This window comes from Anabaena sp. CCY 9613 (assembly GCF_963920895.1).
Taxonomy (GTDB): Bacteria; Cyanobacteriota; Cyanobacteriia; order Cyanobacteriales; family Nostocaceae; genus Cyanocohniella.
The window spans coordinates 229,467-248,393 of the sequence record NZ_CAWUDE010000006.1 but is presented as its reverse complement, the minus strand read 5'-3'; the positions used below and the strand labels follow the sequence as shown (position 1 = coordinate 248,393).

20 protein-coding genes are annotated in these 18,927 nt (G+C 41.3%); 7 read left to right on the top strand and 13 right to left on the bottom strand.

Annotated elements, in window-relative coordinates; genetic code table 11:
- Nucleotides 1-4: 4 nt before the first annotated feature.
- The 6 genes from ACM0OT_RS09790 to ACM0OT_RS09765 form a co-directional block, all read right to left on the bottom strand.
- A complete protein-coding gene (locus ACM0OT_RS09790) occupies nucleotides 5-658 on the bottom strand; it encodes an energy-coupling factor transporter transmembrane component T family protein (protein ID WP_414564177.1) in 654 nt (217 codons plus the stop codon).
- Entirely contained in the window at nucleotides 651-1,574 is a 924-nt protein-coding gene (locus ACM0OT_RS09785) for an energy-coupling factor ABC transporter permease (RefSeq protein WP_414564176.1), read from the bottom strand. Before ACM0OT_RS09785 ends, ACM0OT_RS09790 begins: the two co-directional genes overlap by 8 nt.
- A 648-nt stretch (nucleotides 1,575-2,222) precedes the next feature.
- Nucleotides 2,223-3,053: an energy-coupling factor ABC transporter ATP-binding protein gene (locus tag ACM0OT_RS09780; protein ID WP_414564175.1), complete on the bottom strand. Its 831-nt coding sequence runs from the start codon at nucleotides 3,051-3,053 to the stop codon at nucleotides 2,223-2,225.
- 54 nt (nucleotides 3,054-3,107) lie between these two features.
- On the bottom strand, nucleotides 3,108-3,905 hold the full coding sequence (gene cbiQ / locus ACM0OT_RS09775) for a cobalt ECF transporter T component CbiQ (protein WP_414564174.1): 798 nt from the start codon (nucleotides 3,903-3,905) through the stop codon (nucleotides 3,108-3,110).
- Nucleotides 3,902-4,204, bottom strand: a complete 303-nt coding sequence (locus ACM0OT_RS09770) for an energy-coupling factor ABC transporter substrate-binding protein (protein ID WP_414564173.1) — start codon at nucleotides 4,202-4,204, stop codon at nucleotides 3,902-3,904. The genes cbiQ and ACM0OT_RS09770 overlap by 4 nt, the downstream gene beginning before the upstream one ends.
- Nucleotides 4,191-4,877, bottom strand: a complete 687-nt coding sequence (locus ACM0OT_RS09765; protein WP_414564240.1) for an energy-coupling factor ABC transporter permease — start codon at nucleotides 4,875-4,877, stop codon at nucleotides 4,191-4,193. The genes ACM0OT_RS09770 and ACM0OT_RS09765 overlap by 14 nt, the downstream gene beginning before the upstream one ends.
- A 351-nt stretch (nucleotides 4,878-5,228) precedes the next feature.
- On the opposite strand from ACM0OT_RS09765, the gene ACM0OT_RS09760 reads away from it, so the two are divergent.
- From ACM0OT_RS09760 to pdxH, 5 genes are all read left to right on the top strand, one after another.
- Nucleotides 5,229-6,224, top strand: coding sequence for a multicopper oxidase domain-containing protein (locus tag ACM0OT_RS09760; protein ID WP_414564172.1), 996 nt, complete (start codon nucleotides 5,229-5,231; stop codon nucleotides 6,222-6,224).
- A 157-nt stretch (nucleotides 6,225-6,381) separates the two neighbouring features.
- Complete coding sequence (locus ACM0OT_RS09755; RefSeq protein ID WP_414564171.1) at nucleotides 6,382-7,404, top strand: ComEA family DNA-binding protein; 1,023 nt, start codon at nucleotides 6,382-6,384, stop codon at nucleotides 7,402-7,404.
- 202 nt (nucleotides 7,405-7,606) lie between these two features.
- Nucleotides 7,607-8,041, top strand: coding sequence for a ferritin-like domain-containing protein (locus tag ACM0OT_RS09750; RefSeq protein ID WP_414564170.1), 435 nt, complete (start codon nucleotides 7,607-7,609; stop codon nucleotides 8,039-8,041).
- Between the two features lie 114 nt (nucleotides 8,042-8,155).
- Nucleotides 8,156-9,106: an FTR1 family iron permease gene (locus tag ACM0OT_RS09745; protein WP_414564169.1), complete on the top strand. Its 951-nt coding sequence runs from the start codon at nucleotides 8,156-8,158 to the stop codon at nucleotides 9,104-9,106.
- A 61-nt stretch (nucleotides 9,107-9,167) separates the two neighbouring features.
- Nucleotides 9,168-9,812, top strand: a complete 645-nt coding sequence (pdxH, locus tag ACM0OT_RS09740) for a pyridoxamine 5'-phosphate oxidase (RefSeq protein ID WP_414564168.1) — start codon at nucleotides 9,168-9,170, stop codon at nucleotides 9,810-9,812.
- 47 nt (nucleotides 9,813-9,859) lie between these two features.
- Here pdxH and ACM0OT_RS09735 read toward each other — a convergent pair whose 3' ends face one another.
- Entirely contained in the window at nucleotides 9,860-10,756 is an 897-nt protein-coding gene (locus ACM0OT_RS09735; protein WP_414564167.1) for a DUF3153 domain-containing protein, read from the bottom strand.
- A gap of 104 nt (nucleotides 10,757-10,860) precedes the next feature.
- Nucleotides 10,861-11,382 (bottom strand): tetratricopeptide repeat protein, encoded by a 522-nt coding sequence (locus ACM0OT_RS09730; RefSeq protein WP_414564239.1) that lies wholly within the window; start codon nucleotides 11,380-11,382, stop codon nucleotides 10,861-10,863.
- A gap of 169 nt (nucleotides 11,383-11,551) precedes the next feature.
- Between ACM0OT_RS09730 and ACM0OT_RS09725 the strand changes: the two genes are divergently transcribed.
- Complete coding sequence (locus tag ACM0OT_RS09725) at nucleotides 11,552-11,950, top strand: hypothetical protein (protein WP_414564166.1); 399 nt, start codon at nucleotides 11,552-11,554, stop codon at nucleotides 11,948-11,950.
- 181 nt (nucleotides 11,951-12,131) lie between these two features.
- Here ACM0OT_RS09725 and argB read toward each other — a convergent pair whose 3' ends face one another.
- Nucleotides 12,132-13,037, bottom strand: a complete 906-nt coding sequence (gene argB / locus ACM0OT_RS09720) for an acetylglutamate kinase (RefSeq protein ID WP_414564165.1) — start codon at nucleotides 13,035-13,037, stop codon at nucleotides 12,132-12,134.
- A gap of 185 nt (nucleotides 13,038-13,222) precedes the next feature.
- A complete protein-coding gene (locus ACM0OT_RS09715; RefSeq protein ID WP_414564164.1) occupies nucleotides 13,223-13,768 on the bottom strand; it encodes a shikimate kinase in 546 nt (181 codons plus the stop codon).
- Nucleotides 13,769-14,355: 587 nt separating this feature from the next.
- On the opposite strand from ACM0OT_RS09715, the gene ACM0OT_RS09710 reads away from it, so the two are divergent.
- Complete coding sequence (locus ACM0OT_RS09710) at nucleotides 14,356-14,547, top strand: hypothetical protein (protein ID WP_414564163.1); 192 nt, start codon at nucleotides 14,356-14,358, stop codon at nucleotides 14,545-14,547.
- A gap of 106 nt (nucleotides 14,548-14,653) precedes the next feature.
- Here ACM0OT_RS09710 and ACM0OT_RS09705 read toward each other — a convergent pair whose 3' ends face one another.
- From ACM0OT_RS09705 to ACM0OT_RS09695, 3 genes are all read right to left on the bottom strand, one after another.
- Nucleotides 14,654-15,358, bottom strand: a complete 705-nt coding sequence (locus ACM0OT_RS09705; protein ID WP_414564162.1) for a LapA family protein — start codon at nucleotides 15,356-15,358, stop codon at nucleotides 14,654-14,656.
- Between the two features lie 217 nt (nucleotides 15,359-15,575).
- Nucleotides 15,576-16,190 (bottom strand): flavin prenyltransferase UbiX, encoded by a 615-nt coding sequence (locus tag ACM0OT_RS09700; protein WP_414564161.1) that lies wholly within the window; start codon nucleotides 16,188-16,190, stop codon nucleotides 15,576-15,578.
- 104 nt (nucleotides 16,191-16,294) lie between these two features.
- Nucleotides 16,295-18,652, bottom strand: a complete 2,358-nt coding sequence (locus ACM0OT_RS09695) for a ribonuclease R family protein (RefSeq protein WP_414564160.1) — start codon at nucleotides 18,650-18,652, stop codon at nucleotides 16,295-16,297.
- Nucleotides 18,653-18,927 lie beyond the last annotated feature (275 nt).

The following is an 18,927-nucleotide window of genomic DNA, read 5'->3' as shown; positions in this document are numbered from 1 at the left end:
CTGATTAAATCCTGTAAGAAGTTATGGTCAAGCAAGCCGCGATCGCCCAAGCTACTAATAAGACAAAACGCTCTTGTGGTTTGAATGTAGAATCTACAGGTAATGTCCCATTGTAGCCACGAATTACCATTGCTGCGTACACTCGCTCTGCTCTGTCTAGAGTGCGGAGATATAACGCGCCAATCATCGCCGCGCTGGTATAGCGCAACCATCCCATAGCACCATTTAGACCTCGTAGTTGGGCGCTACGTTGCATCCGCGTTACTTCATCTAGCAAAATTTCTAGGTATTGCCCAGCTAAAAGTAGATTTTCTTTGATGGCGGCTGGTACAGGTAAGCTTTTCAAGGCGATACCGAAACTATGGGGCGGTAAGGTTAACAAAAAACTGTTCATGGTAACAAGACAAACGAGGGAACGTACCAATAAAAAACTCGCCCGTTCCCATCCTAAAGGCAATGCCATGAAAGACAGAAAAATTAATTCTGTACCCAGTAATCCGCCTAATTGGGGCAGTGGTACGCGCAAAAGTGCTGCCCAGATACAAGCGATCGCACCATATACGCCCAACCAAGGCCAAGCCTCATAATTTAATAAAGCCGCCCCCACGACGATTACTAAAGATAAATGCAAGCGTAACGGCAAAGCAACTTTAAGCATTTTTAGGTTTCACTACCTTGGCAATTCCAAAGGCCACACCAAAGCAAACCACCGCTCCCAAAAGCCCAGCAATACTAGTACTAATGGCCCCTAAGGCTTCGTTTTCATAGTCAGCAAAAGGTGTTGGAACTTGTATTCGCACTTGTTCAGCTAAGTCGATGAAGCCCATATCTTCTGCTACTCTTTCCAAACCATCAGGCCACCCTGACGCTACCAGCGATAACACACCAGCCACCAACAAAATGCTGATTACAGGTACTAACCATCCTTGAAATTGCTGTTGTTCTCCAGGAAGTAAATCAGGTCTGGCTGTGGCTAAATAAAACAGTACACCACCAGTGATTAAGCCTTCGCCAATGCCAATTAGAATATGTACCCCTGTCATGGCTGGTAAAACTACAGCTAAGGATGCAGTTCCCGATAGCACTAACTCAATGGCACAAGCTACAGATGCTACAACGATACTCACACCGGCAGCAATGCCAGCAGCTAGGGGTAAACGCGTTCTCGAACCCCCTAACAACCGTTGTAAGGTTTGGGTTAATGCCCAGCCTACCCAAACGGCAATTACGCCTAAGTTCAAAATATTTGCTCCCAAGGCTGTGATCCCACCATCGGCAAATAGCACAGCTTGAATAATTAAGACTGTGGATATACATAACATCCCAGCCCAAGGGCTACCCAAGACAATGGCGGCTAAGGTTGCTCCCGCCAAGTGACCACTAGTACCACCTGCTACGGGAAAATTGATCATCTGGGCGGCAAAAATAAAGGCCGTAGTTAAACCCAGTATAGGGGCACGACGGATACCAAAAGCTGTTTGCGATCGCGCGCTAGCAATCACCAGTGCTACAGCACTAGCTAAACTAGTTACTCCAGCTACGGGAGCAGAAATAAATCCATCAGGAATATGCATGATGTGCCCTGTGTTGAATGTATTGACTTACACAATTTTTTTTTGGCATTAAATCTAATAGAAAACAATATTTTTGTCTCTTTTTCAATGCCCTATTGGGGGATTTTATGTATTACTTAGGTAAGATAGACAATAAAATCACCATCAGATAATATAATTGTTTATCTAATTACTAAATTTAGTTAATTTTATTTTTAGGTTTAGCTTGAGTATGTACCAAATATCTTAATTTACCAACTTGCTATTTAGCATGATTCTAGACATTCAATTACGGAAAAATGCCTAAATAAATTATCAAGTTTTTTTTCTCTAGCCTCTAGCCTCAAAACTCTAAGATTTTAAAAAAATTGATTTTACAACTATTTTTCGTAAAATTTAAAGCGTTATAAGCAACGTTGAACAGTGAAATTAGCTGTCGTATCTGCAAATAATTGGGGCTAATACCTACTTAGACGTAGATAATATCAGTCTGCAAACGTAATTAGCGAAAAGATGAAAATGACTATAGTTGAAGCTAGTTTGAGAGTCGGTAAGCTTTACGTTCAACGCCATAAATATCTAAAAGATTTGCAAGAATTTTATGCACTTTGGTTAGTCTAACAAGTTGCATAATATGAAACTTAACGCTGTAGATAGATTATGGTTAGGCTAAAAGGAAGGAAATCGGCTGCATATTTTTTGCCGTAATTGTTCTAAAAATATTTGCTCTTCACCTATACCTTCAGCAGATAATATTTCGTATATTAGCGGTACTTCTAGTTGTAAACCTTCCAGCATATCGCGTTGAGCAAATACGTCCTGCGGTGTTCCTTCTAAAATTAATTGTCCTTGATCCATAACAAAAATCCAATCTGCCCAACGGTAGACTAAATCTAAGTCATGGGTAGCCATAAGTATTGTTGTACCAGCAGTGTGAATATTTTTCAGAGTAGCCATCAAGTTACGGGTGTGTAACTTATCTAGATATGCTGTGGGTTCATCTAGTAATAATAATTCTGGTTGCAGCACCATGACATCAGCAATGGAGACTCGTTTTTTCTGTCCCAAACTGAGATGATGTACAGGTCTTTGGGACAATTCAGTTAATCCAAACTCAACTAAGACTTGCTCAACGCGTTGTTTAATTTCTGCTGTTGGTAAACCCAAGTTACATAAGCCATAAGAAATATCTTCTATAACAGTTGATGCTACTATTTGTTGTTCGGGATCTTGAAAAATTAATCCAATTTTTTGCCGTAACTGCATTAATGAGTTTCGGTCATACTTAATATTTTTTCCTTGCCATTTAATATTACCTTTTTGGGGTTTATATAGACCATTAGCTAATAAGAATAATGTGGTTTTACCACAACCATTTTGACCGATTAATGCACATTTTGCGTTTGCTGAAATTTTTAGGTTTAAATTATGTAATGCTGTTTGTTTTGTGCCAGGATAGGTGTAATATATTTGTTCAAATTCTAGTAATGATTGGGGCATGTTCTGAGATTTTCATCAATGCTAAAGAGCCAAAGAATATAAAGAAGTAATTTTTTATATAAATGTCAGATGCAATTCAATTCCTATGAGAATTAGACAGCCAAAAATTGCTTCTATGGCATACCGTTTGGATAGATGATAGCGATGGGAATGCCAAACTTGAAATTCTCCATTAAAACCCCTCGATGCTAAACTTAAAGAGATTTGTCGATAGTTTTCTAGGGTACGTTTGAATAATTGCCCAATCAACAAAGATAAACTTTTTATGCCTATGGTAAAATTGCGGTAGCCATTACGAGATTGTTGGGCAATCCATAATTCTCTTGCTGTGTTTAGCAAGACGAAAATAAAACGGTACATCAATAATAAAATGTCTGTGAATAGTATGGGAAAACCATAGCGGCGCAAGGTTTGTAAAAGTTCAGTAAATGGGATAGTTAACATCACAAAGTATAAGCAAGCAAGTGAAGCGATCGCTCGTGTGAAAATTGTCGTTCCTTGCTCTATACCATGTTGACTAATATATAAGTAATAAGAGCCAATATTCAACCCCATGATGGCATCATCTTTAATAAGATTTAGGTGATTAATATGTATACCATTAATTACTAAAGCGGGTAAACTTGTTAACCAAAATATAGTAGCAATATAAATTAGTTTTACATAAACTTGAATCGGAATCTTGGCATAAATGACTGTCCAAGTACTAATCCAAATGGCAATTAAAATTTGCACTGGGGGATGGGCTAAGGCAGTGATAATTAATAAAGCGATCGCCAATAAGAGTTTTTGCTCTGGCGCTAACCATCGCAAGCGATTAGTATAAGCCAGAGTATCTATTTGCAGCGTCATCCTTTATGCCTTTGCTGCCGGGAACGTTCCTTATATAATCCAATCACATAACCAATTACTCCAGCACCCACAGCAGCTTGAGTTGTAAATAATAAGCTTTCTACTTCACCGCTAGGTGGTTCAAATACAGGTTGAAACCAAGGTTCATATTCAGGTTGAACTTCTCCAATTGCTGCTTCGGCTTGGCCATCCGCACCATTAAATTCTGCCTCTCGGATAAATATTAGGGGTGCAACTGCTAAGATGATCACTGCCGCTACTAATAACCAGTTACTCAATTCCTTTTTAGACTGATTCATTGCTTTGAGGTTCCCCTTTAATTAATTTCAATAGTTCGAGTTCTTGAGGCGTATAGGATTGTAACCAGTTCCACACCAATACAGTCAGCAATCCTTCACTAATTGCCAAAGGAACTTGAGTAATGGCAAATATGCCGGCAAACTTGGCGAATGAAGCGATAAACCCACCCACTGGTGCAGGAAAAGCCAGAGCTAGCTGTATCGAAGTAATAATGTAAGTGAGTAAATTGGCTAAAGCTGCGGCTAAAAAAATTGCGATTCTTTGCTTCCCACTAAGCTGTACTGTCAGATGATATATCCAGTAAGCAACGAATGGGCCAGCGATCGCCATGGAAAAAGCATTGGCTCCCAGTGTCGTCAAACCGCCGTGTGCTAGTAATAGCGCTTGAAATAATAAAACCAGAGTACCTAACACCGACATAGCTAAAGGGCCAAACAGTACGGCTCCCAAACCTGTACCGGTAGGATGGGAAGAACTACCTGTGACTGAAGGTATTTTTAGCGCTGACAAGACAAAGGTAAAGGCTCCGGCTAAAGCTAAAAGTAATTTTAGTTCTGGGTTGGCTTGGGTGATGCGAGTAAGCGATCGCCATCCTAAAATCAAAAATGGTAATGTTACTACCCACCAAAAAATTGCCCAACTAGCGGGTAAGTAGCCTTCCATAATGTGCATCCCATAGGCCGGTGCAGATGCTCCCACAACTAGATAAAAGCTGAAAAACCCTATGAGGATTAGTGATCCAAGTTTTGATTTGAGAACGGTTTTTAACAATCTTTTTACCCCATAGATGTATTTTAAAGACTTAGTTTAAATCAATGTATATCCTAACTAACAACTAAAAGTTCACAATTTCTTCTGCGAATACTGTCAGAGTAAATCATAAACCTTTTTTTAGTTTGAGTTGCCTGTTCAAGCAGATTTGGCAAATAGTTGATAATAATTGACAATAACTCTGGAATCCCATACTATACACAAAAGTAATTGCTAATTTTTCGCAACTTTACTATTTGCGCTGATTATGTGATGCCCAACAACTTTGCACTGGATCAAGAAAAACTTTGGAGCCGTCGCCAACTGTTGAAACTGGGGTTAGCAGGTGCTGGAGTGACAAGTGCTGCTACACTCTGGCATTTTCTAAATTTACAAAAGAACTTAAACGTCAGAGTGCCGTCTATAGAGATAGAAGCAACTGAAGGCGTTACTCACCCGATGAAGATGCTCAGAGAGTTTGATTATGGGACAATCAAGCAAGAAAATGGGCGTACTATCCGAGAATTTCAGTTAACTGCAGGTACTTCGACAATTCAACTTAATAGTGCTGTATCCTACAATATTTGGGATTTAAACGGTGGGATACCAGGGCCGACGCTACGCGCAAAACAAGGCGATCGCGTGCGGGTGTTATTTCTCAACCAAGCCGGACATTCTCACTCTTTACATTTTCATGGCACTCATCCGGCAGAAATGGACGGAGTTCGCCCAGTCAGACATGGTAGTGCCACAATTTATGAATTTGATGCTGAACCCTATGGTGTTCACTTGTACCACTGTCATATTGAACCAGTTACCCGTCACATTGCCAAGGGGCTATATGGGATGTTTATTGTTGACCCCCCAACACCACGCCCCCCAGCTGATGAGATAGTTTTAGTCATGGCTGGGTATGACGTAAATGATGATAACCGTAACGAATACTACGCCTTCAACGGTTTGCCTGATCATTATATGCATCATCCCATCCCTATTTATCAAGACCAGTTGATTCGGCTATATGTCCTGAATATTATTGAATTTGACCCAGCAGTAACCTTTCACCTCCACGCCAATTTCTTTGATGTCTATCGGTCTGGGATGACTCTGACTCCCAGTGAAAAAACTGATGTAATTACCATGGGTGTAGCCGAAAGACACATTTTAGAATTTGCTTTTCGCTATCCAGGAAAGTATATGTTTCATCCTCATCAGGACGCGATCGCCGAAAAAGGTTGCATGGGTCAATTTGAAGTACTCGCTAAATGAGATCTGAGAATTAAAAGAGATTATTAAATTATCTTGAATATTTCAGCAATTAGTTGACAAAAAATATCATTTCATAGAACAGTAAAATCTATCCCAACTGCTGTTATGGCTGTGAATTGTTTTATTTAATACCCTTAAAGTTTTGCTAGGAACCAAAATGATCAAATTGCGTTATGTCGGCTTATGTGTTGCTACTGCGATGATAGTTACTCTCAGTGCTTGTAACAGTACACCAACCGCAGAAAATCCATCCACGCCAGCCGCTAATCCCAGTTCTCAAAGTACAGAGGTTGTGAGACACATTGGTCATAGTAGTAAATCTCAAATTAACATCAACACTGCTATCTTGTCAGAGTTGGATAAATTTGAAGCCAAGTTAGGTATCCCCGCATTATCGAACAAAATTCAAGCTAACCGTCCCTATGGCAGTCCTGAAGATTTGGTGAGCAAAAAAGTCATTACTCAGGAACAATTTGACCAAATTAAAGATTCGGTTACTGTTCAGGAAGTGGTACTCACAGGTGAAGCCAAAGATGTGGATTACATGACCAAATTGAGTTTAATGAAAGGGCATCTTTTAGTAGCACAAGAACTGCTAGAAAAAAATCAGCCCAAACAAGCGGAACCTCATATTGGACATCCAGTTGAAGAGATATATGTTGATGTCGAAGATCAACTAAATGAGCGTCAAGTTAAAGAATTTAAGACAACTTTGGTGAGTTTGCAAAATTTCGTCAAATCTAATCCCAAAGATGCCAAAGTGAACACAGATTTGGCTGCTTCCATGCAAGCAGTTGATGGTGCGATCGCCGCTTTACCGGCAGAACAACGCTCAAAACCAGGATTTGTCCTCCAGGCGATTAACGAATTACTAGATGCAGCGAACGCCGAATATACAGCAGCGATCGCAGATAAAAAAATAGCTGAACCAATTGAATATCAAGATTCCCGTGGTTTTGTAGTCTACGCCAATGAACTATATCAAGGGATTTCTAGCCAAGTAGCCACAGACAATCCCGAAGCACACCAAGCCATTGAGGCTAGTTTCACTGAATTAAAAGCAGCTTGGCCTAGCGTTATTCCACCAGCTACAGCAGCGAAGACACCGGAGGATGTTACTAAGCTCGTAACAACTATTGCAGACAATTCACAAAAAATCATGAAAACATCAAGTAATTAGACCAGGCGATGGCAAAGTCACGCTGAAGGTGATCACATTAACTTAATTGGTGATGCAGAGAGAGGAGTTTAGAATGAATGAGAAGTGAGGCGATAGTTAAGGGGTTTACAGTGTAAATAGCTTGGGCTTTGAATACCTGTAGAAAGTATACCTCTTAACTCAACACTGATGACTTCCCATTTGTAAATTTAACTAACAACTGATGCAAGAGCTTGACAACGAAAAAACCATCAATCTACTGAACGCCATCATGGAATTTGAACTAGCGGGAGTAGTACGCTACACCCATTATTCCTTGATGGTGACTGGCCCTAATCGCATTCCCATCGTAGATTTTTTCAAAGCGCAGGCCAGTGAATCTCTACTTCATGCCCAACAAGTAGGAGAAATTCTCACAGGTTTAGACGGGCATCCCTCTCTAAAAATTGCCCAAATGGAAGAAACTTACCAGCACACAGTCAAGGATATTTTGGCAGAAAGTCTATCTCATGAAAAGAAAGCGCTGGATTTGTACAAAAGTTTGTTGATAACTGTAACCAATGCCAGCATTTATCTAGAAGAATTTGCCCGTGGCATGATTGGGCAAGAAGAGATGCATAATCTCGAACTGAAAAAAATGCTCCGCGATTTCAGCTAATAATTAGGGGAGTAGGGAGTAGAGAGTGGGAAACAATTTTTGATTGGAATCTAAAATCTCAAATTTCATCCCTCTCATCCTCCCGATTCTCCTCATCTACCTCATCCCCTCATCATGAATCTGACTACTGCTCTACCTACTTTTGTGATTACACTCCGAGAAGGAGTAGAAGCCGCCCTCATTGTGGGCATTGTGCTAGCTTTGCTGAAAAAAGCCAACCAATCCCGACTCAACCCTTGGGTATATGCTGGTGTCGGCGTTGGCATTGTTATTAGTGCCTTGATAGGTGTGTTGTTCACTTGGCTAATTCAAGTACTAGGGGCAGTAAATCCTCAATACACCTCAGTCGTTGAACCAATGCTAGAAGCTGTGTTTAGTGTCCTGGCGATCGCTATGCTCAGTTGGATGCTGATCTGGATGACTAAACAAGCCAGAGTTATGAAAGCACAAGTTGAAGGATCGGTTACAGAAGCCTTAACACAAAACTCAAATGCTGGCTGGGGCATTTTTGGCTTAATATTAGTCGCCGTTGTGCGTGAAGGTTTTGAAACTGTTTTATTTATCGCTGCTAATTTTCAACAAGGATTAGTCCCGGCTTTAGGTGCAATTGGCGGTTTAGCTGGGGCGACGCTCATCGGAGTATTACTATTTAAATGGGGTGTCAAAATCAACATCCGCCAATTTTTCCAGGTGATGGGAATTTTTCTAGTATTGATTGTGGCTGGTTTAGTAGTTTCCGCCTTGAAGCATTTTGATGAAGGTATAGCTAACTTAGCCCTCAGCAGTCGCGCCTCGGAAAATATTTGTTTCTATTACGAACATTTTACCAAAATCCACTCTTGTGTTTTAGGGCCAATGGTTTGGAATACTGACCAAATCTTGCCAGATGGACAATTCCCCGGTATCATTCTCAAATCTTTGTTTGGCTACAGAGAACATCTGTATCTCGTACAAGCGATCGCTTATGTAATATTCTTATCAACTGTCGGAGGATTGTATTTCCGCAGTTTAACTGGTGGCGCTATGCAATCTGCCAAAAAAATCCAGTCCCTCAACAACCAGTAACTACTACTAATGATTGAGGATAGAAATTTATTCAATCTTCTAACTAAGCCTGTAAATAATAATGGAAAAGACCGTAGCTGACCTTCGCAAAGATTACACCTTGGAAGGTTTAAGCGAAACTGAGAGTGATCCCAATCCTTTTATTCAATTTAAAAAATGGTTTGAACAGGCATTAGCTGCTCAACTTCTGGAACCTAATGCAATGACACTTGCTACTGCTACACCAGATGGTCAGCCTTCAGCAAGAATGGTGCTACTAAAAGATTTTGATGAACAGGGCTTTGTTTTGTTCACCAATTACAACAGTCACAAAGGACAAGAACTAGCAGCAAATCCCCAAGCTGCTTTAGTCTTTTGGTGGGCAGAACTAGAACGCCAAGTCAGAATTGTGGGTACAGTAGAGAAAATTTCCCCAGAACAATCTGATAGCTATTTTGAGATGCGTCCGCCCAATAGTCGCTTGGGTGCATGGGCTTCTAATCAAAGTGAAGTCATTCCTGGGAGGGAAGTTTTAGAGCAACAATTGCAAGAATTCCAGCAAAAATACGAAAATCAGGAAGTTCCTCGGCCACCTCATTGGGGAGGCTACCGAGTGATCCCTAGAGAAATTGAGTTTTGGCAAGGTCGCCCCAGTCGTCTGCACGATCGCCTGCTGTATACTCACTTAGATCACAGCAATTGGAAAATTGAGCGATTGTCACCTTAAGAAGTGGGGACTAGGGACTAGCAACCATTCCTAGCCTCTAGTCTCTCTTACTCTGTGGCTGTTACCTTGGGTGAAAATTGAACCCTGGGATCTGGCATAAAATTATATCTTAGGTAAATTCCGCCCCAAACAAACAGGATAATTAACAAACTACCAATACCTAAGGGACTGGGTAGCCAGAAAACTACTTCTATATGGTTGAGTTCGCCAGGCTTGAGTTGCCATACTAGTTGTTTACCTTGCTTTTGTGGCTCGATAGCAGTTTCAATTTTTTGGATATTTCTGGCTCCCCAAGGGGTTTTTAAAGCAAATTGCAAATCGAGAATTGCGCCTGTATCGGCTAGGACGTTACCTTTGCTGGCAATTAAGGAAAGCGATCGCAAGTCTAAATCATAAATTAAGCGATTTCTCACTAACAGCACAAAGTTGTTCTGAAATAAAAGTAAGTTAGATTCAATTTTCGGTAATTCCGATTCAGGTTCACTCTGACTATCTTCAGCTTTTTCATTGGCAGAGGAATTAAAAAATTCGTTGAATTTCTCTTGTAATTCCTGTCCATTACTGAAGGGAATTGTCACAATAACTTCTTCTTTAGAAATCCTTTTGGCGCTCCCTTCTAATTGACGGGCGCGACGTTCTATGCTGTTTAACCATTCATAAACATAAGCACCACTGAAACTGGTGAGTCTTTCTCCTAACTTAATATGCTGTACTAGTTCGCCACGATTGGAGTTCTGAAAATTTACCCCGGCATCATAATGAACACAACCAGTTAGCAGCAAAGAAGTTAATACTACCAGCCACAGAATAGGATTTTTGAGAGGAAAAATGCGATTCATGAGATTCTGTCCAATTAGCTTGATGAGTAAAGCCATTTTTAGCAACACTAAACTAAATGCTCTGAAGAACCACATAAACATCTTTCTGAAAAGAGAAGAATTCATCACTATATATCTCCCAAAAAGTCAAATATTTTTAATTAATCTTGACTAGAATCTGGTTTTAAAAGTCCACATACATTTGAACCCCCTCTGTATTCAGTTTCCTATTAATAAAAACTCATCCAAGCCAAGTAAGAGAGTGTTAACACAATAACAATTAGTGCCACCCAAATAAAGCGATTATCTTTGGTATTCACTTGGCTGAGGTCAACAATTTCTGGTTCAGCAGGGGCTGGAGGCGAGGATTTTCCAGGTTTGGCGGCTGCCCGAATTTTGGTATCGTTATCTGATATTGCCCCCAAATCGGGGATTTCTGTCATCCACTCGCTGGGGCGTTGGAGTTTTGGCGCTTTTAAAATGTAGAGTAACTGCTTTGCCTGTTTGCTAGTTTCTGGAAAAGGATGACGTTGGAGGGCTTGGCAAAGGGCGATCGCCTCATCAGTGCGTCCGGCTGCTTCATAAGCTGTAACTAACCAAATTTCTACCTCACCCCCAAGACGAGAATTACGAAATAAGAGGGCGCTGGCTTTTTCTAGGTTTTCTACGGCTTCTCGATATTGCCCATTTTCAAAGGCAAGTTTTCCAGTCTGATAACGACTTTTAGCAATTTCTAAACTTTCTGTACTCACGTTTTGTACACCAATCAACACTGCATTACTTTTGTGATTGTCAGCAATCTTTGGGAAATCTTTTTGAAAGCTGACAAAATTCAACTCAATAAACTTTTAAAATTTTAACTAAGTAGCTGTGGCTATTTTATTCATAAAAATTCAGGTTATTAAATGCAGGTAATAAAAGATGCTAAAAATTAAACATTCACCACTGAATTGGCTGAGAATAGGAGTAATTTTCTCTGTTATCAGTGCTTCAATTGCCCCAGCATCAGCCCAACAGGTAATTATTAATTACGGTGGGAGATCAAGTCAACAACCTGCTGTGGGTTCTTTCATTTATGGTAGTCCCATTCCTACCCCCATGCCTGTAAATCCATCCACAGGATTAATGCCAAGTCGTTCTACAGTCAGGCCAAATTGGGGACATAATTATCGGCGAACTAATCCCATTTTGATTAATCCCGTAATTCGTGATTCAACTTTAGTGAATCCGGTGATTATCAATAACTCCCGACAACACACACCATTTAGAGGGCGATCGCGGGTGATTATCCAAGATTCACGGTATCGGCGGGGGTGGTAATTAGGGACAAGGTAACAAAGGGATAATCCAATCACGTCATCTAAATCAAAAAGTCAAAGTCTCTAACGCCACTTGCTACAACGCGGGGAACCCGCGCAACGCAGTGGCTCCTCCTCGCAGGAGAGAGATTTAGAGAGAGGTTTTCCAGATACCGTGAAAAGTTAGCCCTAAACTCCCTAGCCTAATCGCGTTTTGGTGTGAACTGGGAACCCAAAATCATACTACCGATACCACCATCAGTAAAGATTTCTAGTAGTAGGGCGTGAGGAATGCGACCATCGATGATGTGTGCTGCACTGACACCTTGGGCAAGCGATCGCACACAACAATTCACTTTGGGGATCATCCCTCCGCTAACTACACCATTGGCAATCAGTTCGCGGGCTTCTCGAATATCTACTTTAGGAATCAAGCTTGAAGGGTCTGTGTAATCTTTTAAAATGCCAGGTGTATCTGTTAATAAAATTAACTTTTCTGCACCCAAGGCGGCGGCGATTTCCCCTGCTACGGTATCGGCGTTAATGTTGTAGGCTTGACCCTTTTCGTCTGTAGCGACGCTAGAAACTACAGGAATATAACCACTACTAGAGAGGGTTTCCAAAATTTTGATATTCACATTACTCACTTCCCCCACAAAACCAATGCCTTCTTGATCTTGAGGACGGGCTGTAATCAGGTTGCCATCTTTACCACACAGTCCTACCGCCAAGCCCCCAGCCCGGCTAATTAGGGAAACAATTTCTTTATTGACTCGACCGACTAACACCATTTCCACAACATCCATTGTGGGGGCATCGGTGACACGTAGACCATTTTTAAATTGTGCTTCGATGCCCAGTTTATTTAACCAACTATTAATTTCTGGGCCGCCGCCATGTACAACAATGGGACGCAAGCCAACGCAAGATAAAAATACTATATCGCGGATAACCTTATCTTTAAGGGTGCTATCTTTCATTGCCGCACCGCCATATTTCACAACAACAGTGCGTCCGGCGAATTGTTGGATGTAAGGTAGTGCTTCGCTGAGTACACGTACACGAGTGGCTTCAGCTTGCCTGATGTATTCAGAATCGTTAACCATCACGAAGGGCTGTTAAAAGTTAAAACATATCCAGTCAGTGTAAAAGAATTTGTTACACGTAACAATCTTTTATGTGTAAAGCACAAGTTTGTCAATCACTTTCACAAAGGTTTTTTAACCTCAAATTAGAAGTAGTTTCTGGCATAAAACCTCCTGTGCGATCGCAGACTACAAAAGCTGGTTTTAACTTAATGAGCAACTTGAGATTTCAGCACACTGGGAATCGTCTCTATGACTCTTTGGGCAATTCGTTCTGGCGTTTCTCCCTCAGTTACAGTGATTTTGACATCAGCTTGAGAATAAAGTGGTGTGCGTTGTTCGAGGAGCGATCGCAGTTTAGCTTTGGGGTCAACGTCTTGCAATAGTGGTCTTGTGGTATCTTCAGCCAAGCGGTTGTAGAGTAACTCAACTGGTACATCTAGCCACACGACTAAACCATGATGTAGATAACTCCAATTTTTTTGCTGCAACACTATGCCCCCACCAGTTGCTATAGTCAATTTGGTATAAGCGCACACTTGAGCTAACACATCACTTTCCAATTGGCGAAATGCGGCTTCTCCTTCTTCGGCAAAGAGTTGGGTGATGGATCTTCCTGCTGCTTGGGCAATCACATCATCAGTATCTACAAACCCATAACCTAGATGCTGCGCCAATAATTTCCCTACGGTAGTTTTACCAGCGCCCATCATGCCAACTAAGTACAGGTTGACTCCTTGCAATAAGCTGCTCACCGTCTCTTTACTCCATTATTAATTGTCTAGATTCTTATCCTAACGCCTTTATAGTTCTCAAATATACGTATATACGTATGTTATTTTTCACCATTCATTATTTTTAAACTGAATAAATATTTTTTTGATTTTCAGCAAATGCAGTAATTACAGTTTTCTGGTGTATTGGATTTAACAAAAATCCTAAATTTTCTGAATATTTACCGACCATAAATTTAATATCTTTCTTTAGGTGACTTGACAATTGCTATTTATATCCTTCTCCACTTGATGAAAAATTTATATAGCTTCTTTGAAACTTTAAGTGAAGAAATTATGTCATTACAAAATAACAGTGTTTTCTCTGGGTTGGGTCAATTTTAGTTTTACATAAAGCTGTGTTTTAACAGCATAGTAGTAAACTTCTAAAATGTAGTGATGGCAGGCTTCAATCAAAAATCTTGGCAGATAAATGTGTAAAATGCGACTTAAATTTTCAAATTTACCAAACAAGGTTAATTAACTTGAAGACTGAAGCACAAAAACTACTGCATATCCCACCGGAGTAAGACCAAATGAATAAATGTGGTATGTAAGAGGCATCAACCATGACTCGAATTCGTGACGTAGTACAACAGGCTTTAGTAACTGGCTATTTGACTGTTGAAGCAGAAAATCAACTACGGCATCTGTTAACTACTCGGTATGATTTGGAAGATTTTAATGCTTTTATGACTTTGCAAGATGCTGCCATGAACGGTAGGGTCAAGCAGGAGTCTCGTGAAAAGTGTAGTATTTAGTCTTTGAAAAGTCAGCGTTCATATTATTGTCGATTTTGGATTGGGAATCCCTTTTTGCATCTGGGGTATGTCCATTAATCTGTTGCCATCATTTTTGCCATAGCTATCACTTACGGGTGTTATTGTCGTCATCCTCAACATCATCATCTTCAAAAAACTCCCAGTCGTCGTCATCATCATCAACTTGATTAGTAGTTGGTGGTTGATAGGGAGGGATGATTACCCGGTAATCAGCATCGTAAACTGATTCTGTTTTTCCTACAGCAGTATTTTTTGGCTCGCGATAATTGTAGGAGTAAACTGAACCAGACTGAGAACTGCTAATGGGTTCTTGTTGGCGTTCATAAGTTTGGGGTTCTCTCACTGGTGGAGTTTGAGAACTGGGAGTAGGTGCTTCTCTTTGCTTTTCATCGAACTCCCAATCATCGTTGTCACCGTCATTTGTTTCCCAATCATCAAAGGCGTTACTGGTAACAGGCTCTGTTTTATTAGCGGTGGATGAAGCTCTATAAGGCGGAGGCGTAGGTTCTTCTCTAGGAATCGCTGTTCTTCGAGGTGGAGTGGCTGTTGATTTAAGCGGGGTTTGGCGTTGTTGTCTGCCAAAATAATTTGATAATTTCAACAAAATTGAGATCAACAAGGATGTCAAAGCGCCAGCTACAGTGCTAAACAACACCCACATTGCCAGTGGTAAGGGTTGAGTTCGTATACCCAAAAACACTAACGATAAGACAGGCGACCAATTTTGTACTAACAATAGTGTTAGGACTCCTAGTACGGTTACCAATAAAATTAAACGAATTACAGCCATAGAAAAGGCGAAAGGTAAAAGTTACTTCAAGAAAGGGAAAGCGTCTCCGATAGGAGAAGGGTAACAGGGAACAGGGAAATACTATGGTTTTGTGATTTTTAGTACAAACACCACCAATAGATTTTAGATTCTTTTGTGAACATCCCAAATCCTCAATCCCAACATCGGCTGACTCTATCTTTACTTTTACACTTTTACCTTTTAATCGATAACTTGCTTATCCTTGCCACCGCTGAATGGGAATACAGTCAATATCAAGTTGATCTAAAGCACGAGCAACTACAAAATCAACTAAGTCTTCAATGGTTTGAGGATTGTGATACCAAGCAGGAATGGCAGGGACAACTCTAACTCCAGCCTCGGCCAATGTTGTTAAATTCCGCAGGTGAATCAAACTAAAAGGAGTTTCCCGTGGAACGATAACCAGCTTACGTCCTTCTTTAATTTGCACATCTGCGGCTCGCTCTAGTAAGTCAGAACTCAAACCAACTGCCAACTTTGCTACCGTACTCATGCTGCATGGCATGATGATCATTCCCAAGGTACGAAAAGATCCACTAGCGATCCCGGCTCCCACATCACCCCAAGGATGGCAGCTTAGTTTACCCCCAAGAGGAACTCCCGCTTGTTCTCGCCAGAATTGCTCTTGTCCGGTTGGCTCTGCTGGCATTCTGATTTCCTGTTCTGCTTGCCAGACCATGTAAGTTGATTTAGAGGCCACAAGCTCAATCTCATAGTCTGCTGTGAGCAAGTATTTGAGAGCGCGCACAGCGTAGATGAGACCAGATGCACCTGATACGCCTAAGATAAGGGGTTTGGAGTGATTTGACACGTGGTTATTTTGAGACGGTGGGGAGTTGGGGAGGTGGGGAGTTGGGGGAGCAGGGGTGAAGTTTCTGCCTCATGAGCAATGACTATTCCCCTTCCCCCGGCAATTTATTCATCCTCAGCATAAGCATCTAAATCACTGGGTAAGTAGATATCTGAGCCATCACCGTTGGCATCATTAACTTCTAATCCTTTTATGGCATCGCTGCTAACAGTTACTAAATCAATTTGCTGGCGATAGTAATCGACACTTTTAACTTGTACGGCTACGCGATCGCCTAGTCTATAAGAAGCCCGATTTTTTCGGCCAAATAATGCTTGTTGTCTAGCACGGTATTCGTACCAATCGTCTTTGAGGGAACTGACATGTACTAGTCCTTCTACTCGTAAAGGTGCGCTTTTGTCTTCACCAGGCGGGGATTCTGCTGCGGGGACTTCAATTTCTACGAAAAAGCCGTATGATTGCACGCCAGTAATCACGCCTTGAAAGACTTGACCGATGCGCTGTTTCATGAGTTGGGCTTTTTGCAGTCCCGCTAAGTCGGCTTCGGCTTCTTGGACTTCTTTTTCGCGGTCGTTGATTTGAATGATCACCCGATTTAAATCACTTTGGAGTTCTTGTTGCAACTCTGGCGGCAGAACGTTCCAGTTGATTTCGTCATGGGACGAAGAGTGACGCAGGTTAACACGGTCTTTCACGCGGGTGTTGCGGCGATCGCGGCCGTGTTCTATGAGCCGATAATATACTCTCTGCATCAGTAAATCTGGGTATCTTCGTAAGGGAGAACTACAGTGGGTATATTGCTCTAGTGCCAATCCAAAGTGTGATCCTTTTGTGGTGCTATAGGTAGCTGGCTTTAGTGTGTCTTGTAACAAATAAGTCAGAACTTGTTCCGATGGAGATTCGGCAAAAGCTCTAATTAATTGTTGATAATCTAAGGGTTGCAGTTCTACATCTGCTTCTAGTGACAGTTCTACCCCCAAATTAATAGCCAATTTCAGCATTTCTTGGACATCTTCGGCATCGGGTGTACCCTGAGTTCGCCATATACCAGGTATACCTAATGCACTTAGATGTTTTGCCATTAATTCGTTAACTAGTAGCACCAATTCGGTCAAGAGCGATAGCGTAGCGCTCCGTAGGAATCGCACAGGTAACTCACTAACTAATACTGCCCCTAAAATCCCTTCATCGTTGTAGGGATTTTGATGGGGTGGCAAATTTAACTGCAAGCTACCCCGATTTAAGCGCAGTTGTTTGATTGCTTTTCGCAAGGTTTCTAGGTCTTGCAACATTTCTACTATTTTGGGCGATGCATCTTGAGATTCACCTGTGAGTATGGCTTCTGCTTGTTGGCGACTCAGAGTGGCGTCTACGTTAATCACGCTGGGTTGAATTTGCCAATCCGAGATTTCTCCAGACTCTGGCTCAATGGCAATCAAAAATGAGAGAGACAGGCGATCGCTTCCAGGTACAAATGAACAACGTTCTGCTACTGCTTCTGGTAACATTGGTAGTACTAAGTCTCCCAAATACACCGACCTTCCCCGCTTCACTGATTCTCTATCTAGAGCTTCATCAGGTTGTACATAATGGGAAACATCAGCAATATGAAAGCCCAAAAGCCAGTCACCTTCTTCTGTTTTTTCTAAACTCAAAGCATTTTCTACTACCTTGCTGTCACCATTTACACCTGCAATGGTGAAGGTAAATAAATTGCGTAAATCTAGTTTGTTTTTTAGATCTGCTTTTAACAGTCTTTTAGGCAACTTGGCGGCTGCATCTAAAACCGTTTCGGGAAAATTACGGGATAGGTCATGCTTACAAGTTACCAAATCTATATCAGCAGCTGCCTCGGCATCGCTACCCAAGATTTGCACCACTCGACCCAAGGGAGGATATTGTGCTAAGGGATAACGCAACACTTCCACATGGGCTAAATGATCAATTGCTTCTTCTAATTTCATGCCGTTTGTTTGCAATTTCAATTCAAACAGCAGTCGATCATCTAAAGGTACAGCCCGGAATCCACTGTCTACTGGCTTAATTCGTGCTAATAAAGTGTGGTTAGAACGCTCGAGAATCAGTTTGACTTCACCTTCGGGAGAACGGCGACGACTTCCTTCTTTGAGAACTCTTACCAAAACGCGATCGCCATTCCAAGCATTACTTAAATGACTTTCGCGGATATAAATATCCTCGGCCCCTTCTACATCTTGAATAGCAAAGCAAAAGCCTTTACTAGAACAACGGAGTTTTGCTTCGATCATTCCCTCTTCTGTCACCCGGCGATATTTGCCGCGTTCTTTCACCAAAATCCCGATTTTTTCCAGTACTTCCAGAGCAATGTGAAGTTTTTGTAAACTATTTTCATCCTCGCAACCTAGTTTCTTTTCCAAAACTTTACGAGCGACCAATTTATCATCAGTGAAATTGGCAAGGAGTGTAGCGATAGAAAATTCCATGCAGTGAACCGACCTTTGGTCAAAACATCATTTTTCATTTAATCTGGTTCTTTTCTGTATACCCTCAAGGCTTACAGAAACTAGTGCTGCTACCTTAAAAGTCAAAAGACTTATTTATCTGTAGCTTTCGACTTGTTGTCAGATGGTCGGTTACTTCTACCCAACTGCACTAGCCGGAAACGAATTGCCTTAAGGCAGGGTTCATGTTTCAGGTAAGGAAGCCGACACACCTTTACAGAAAGCCGCTTTGCATCTACAAACTTCTCACTGCAAAG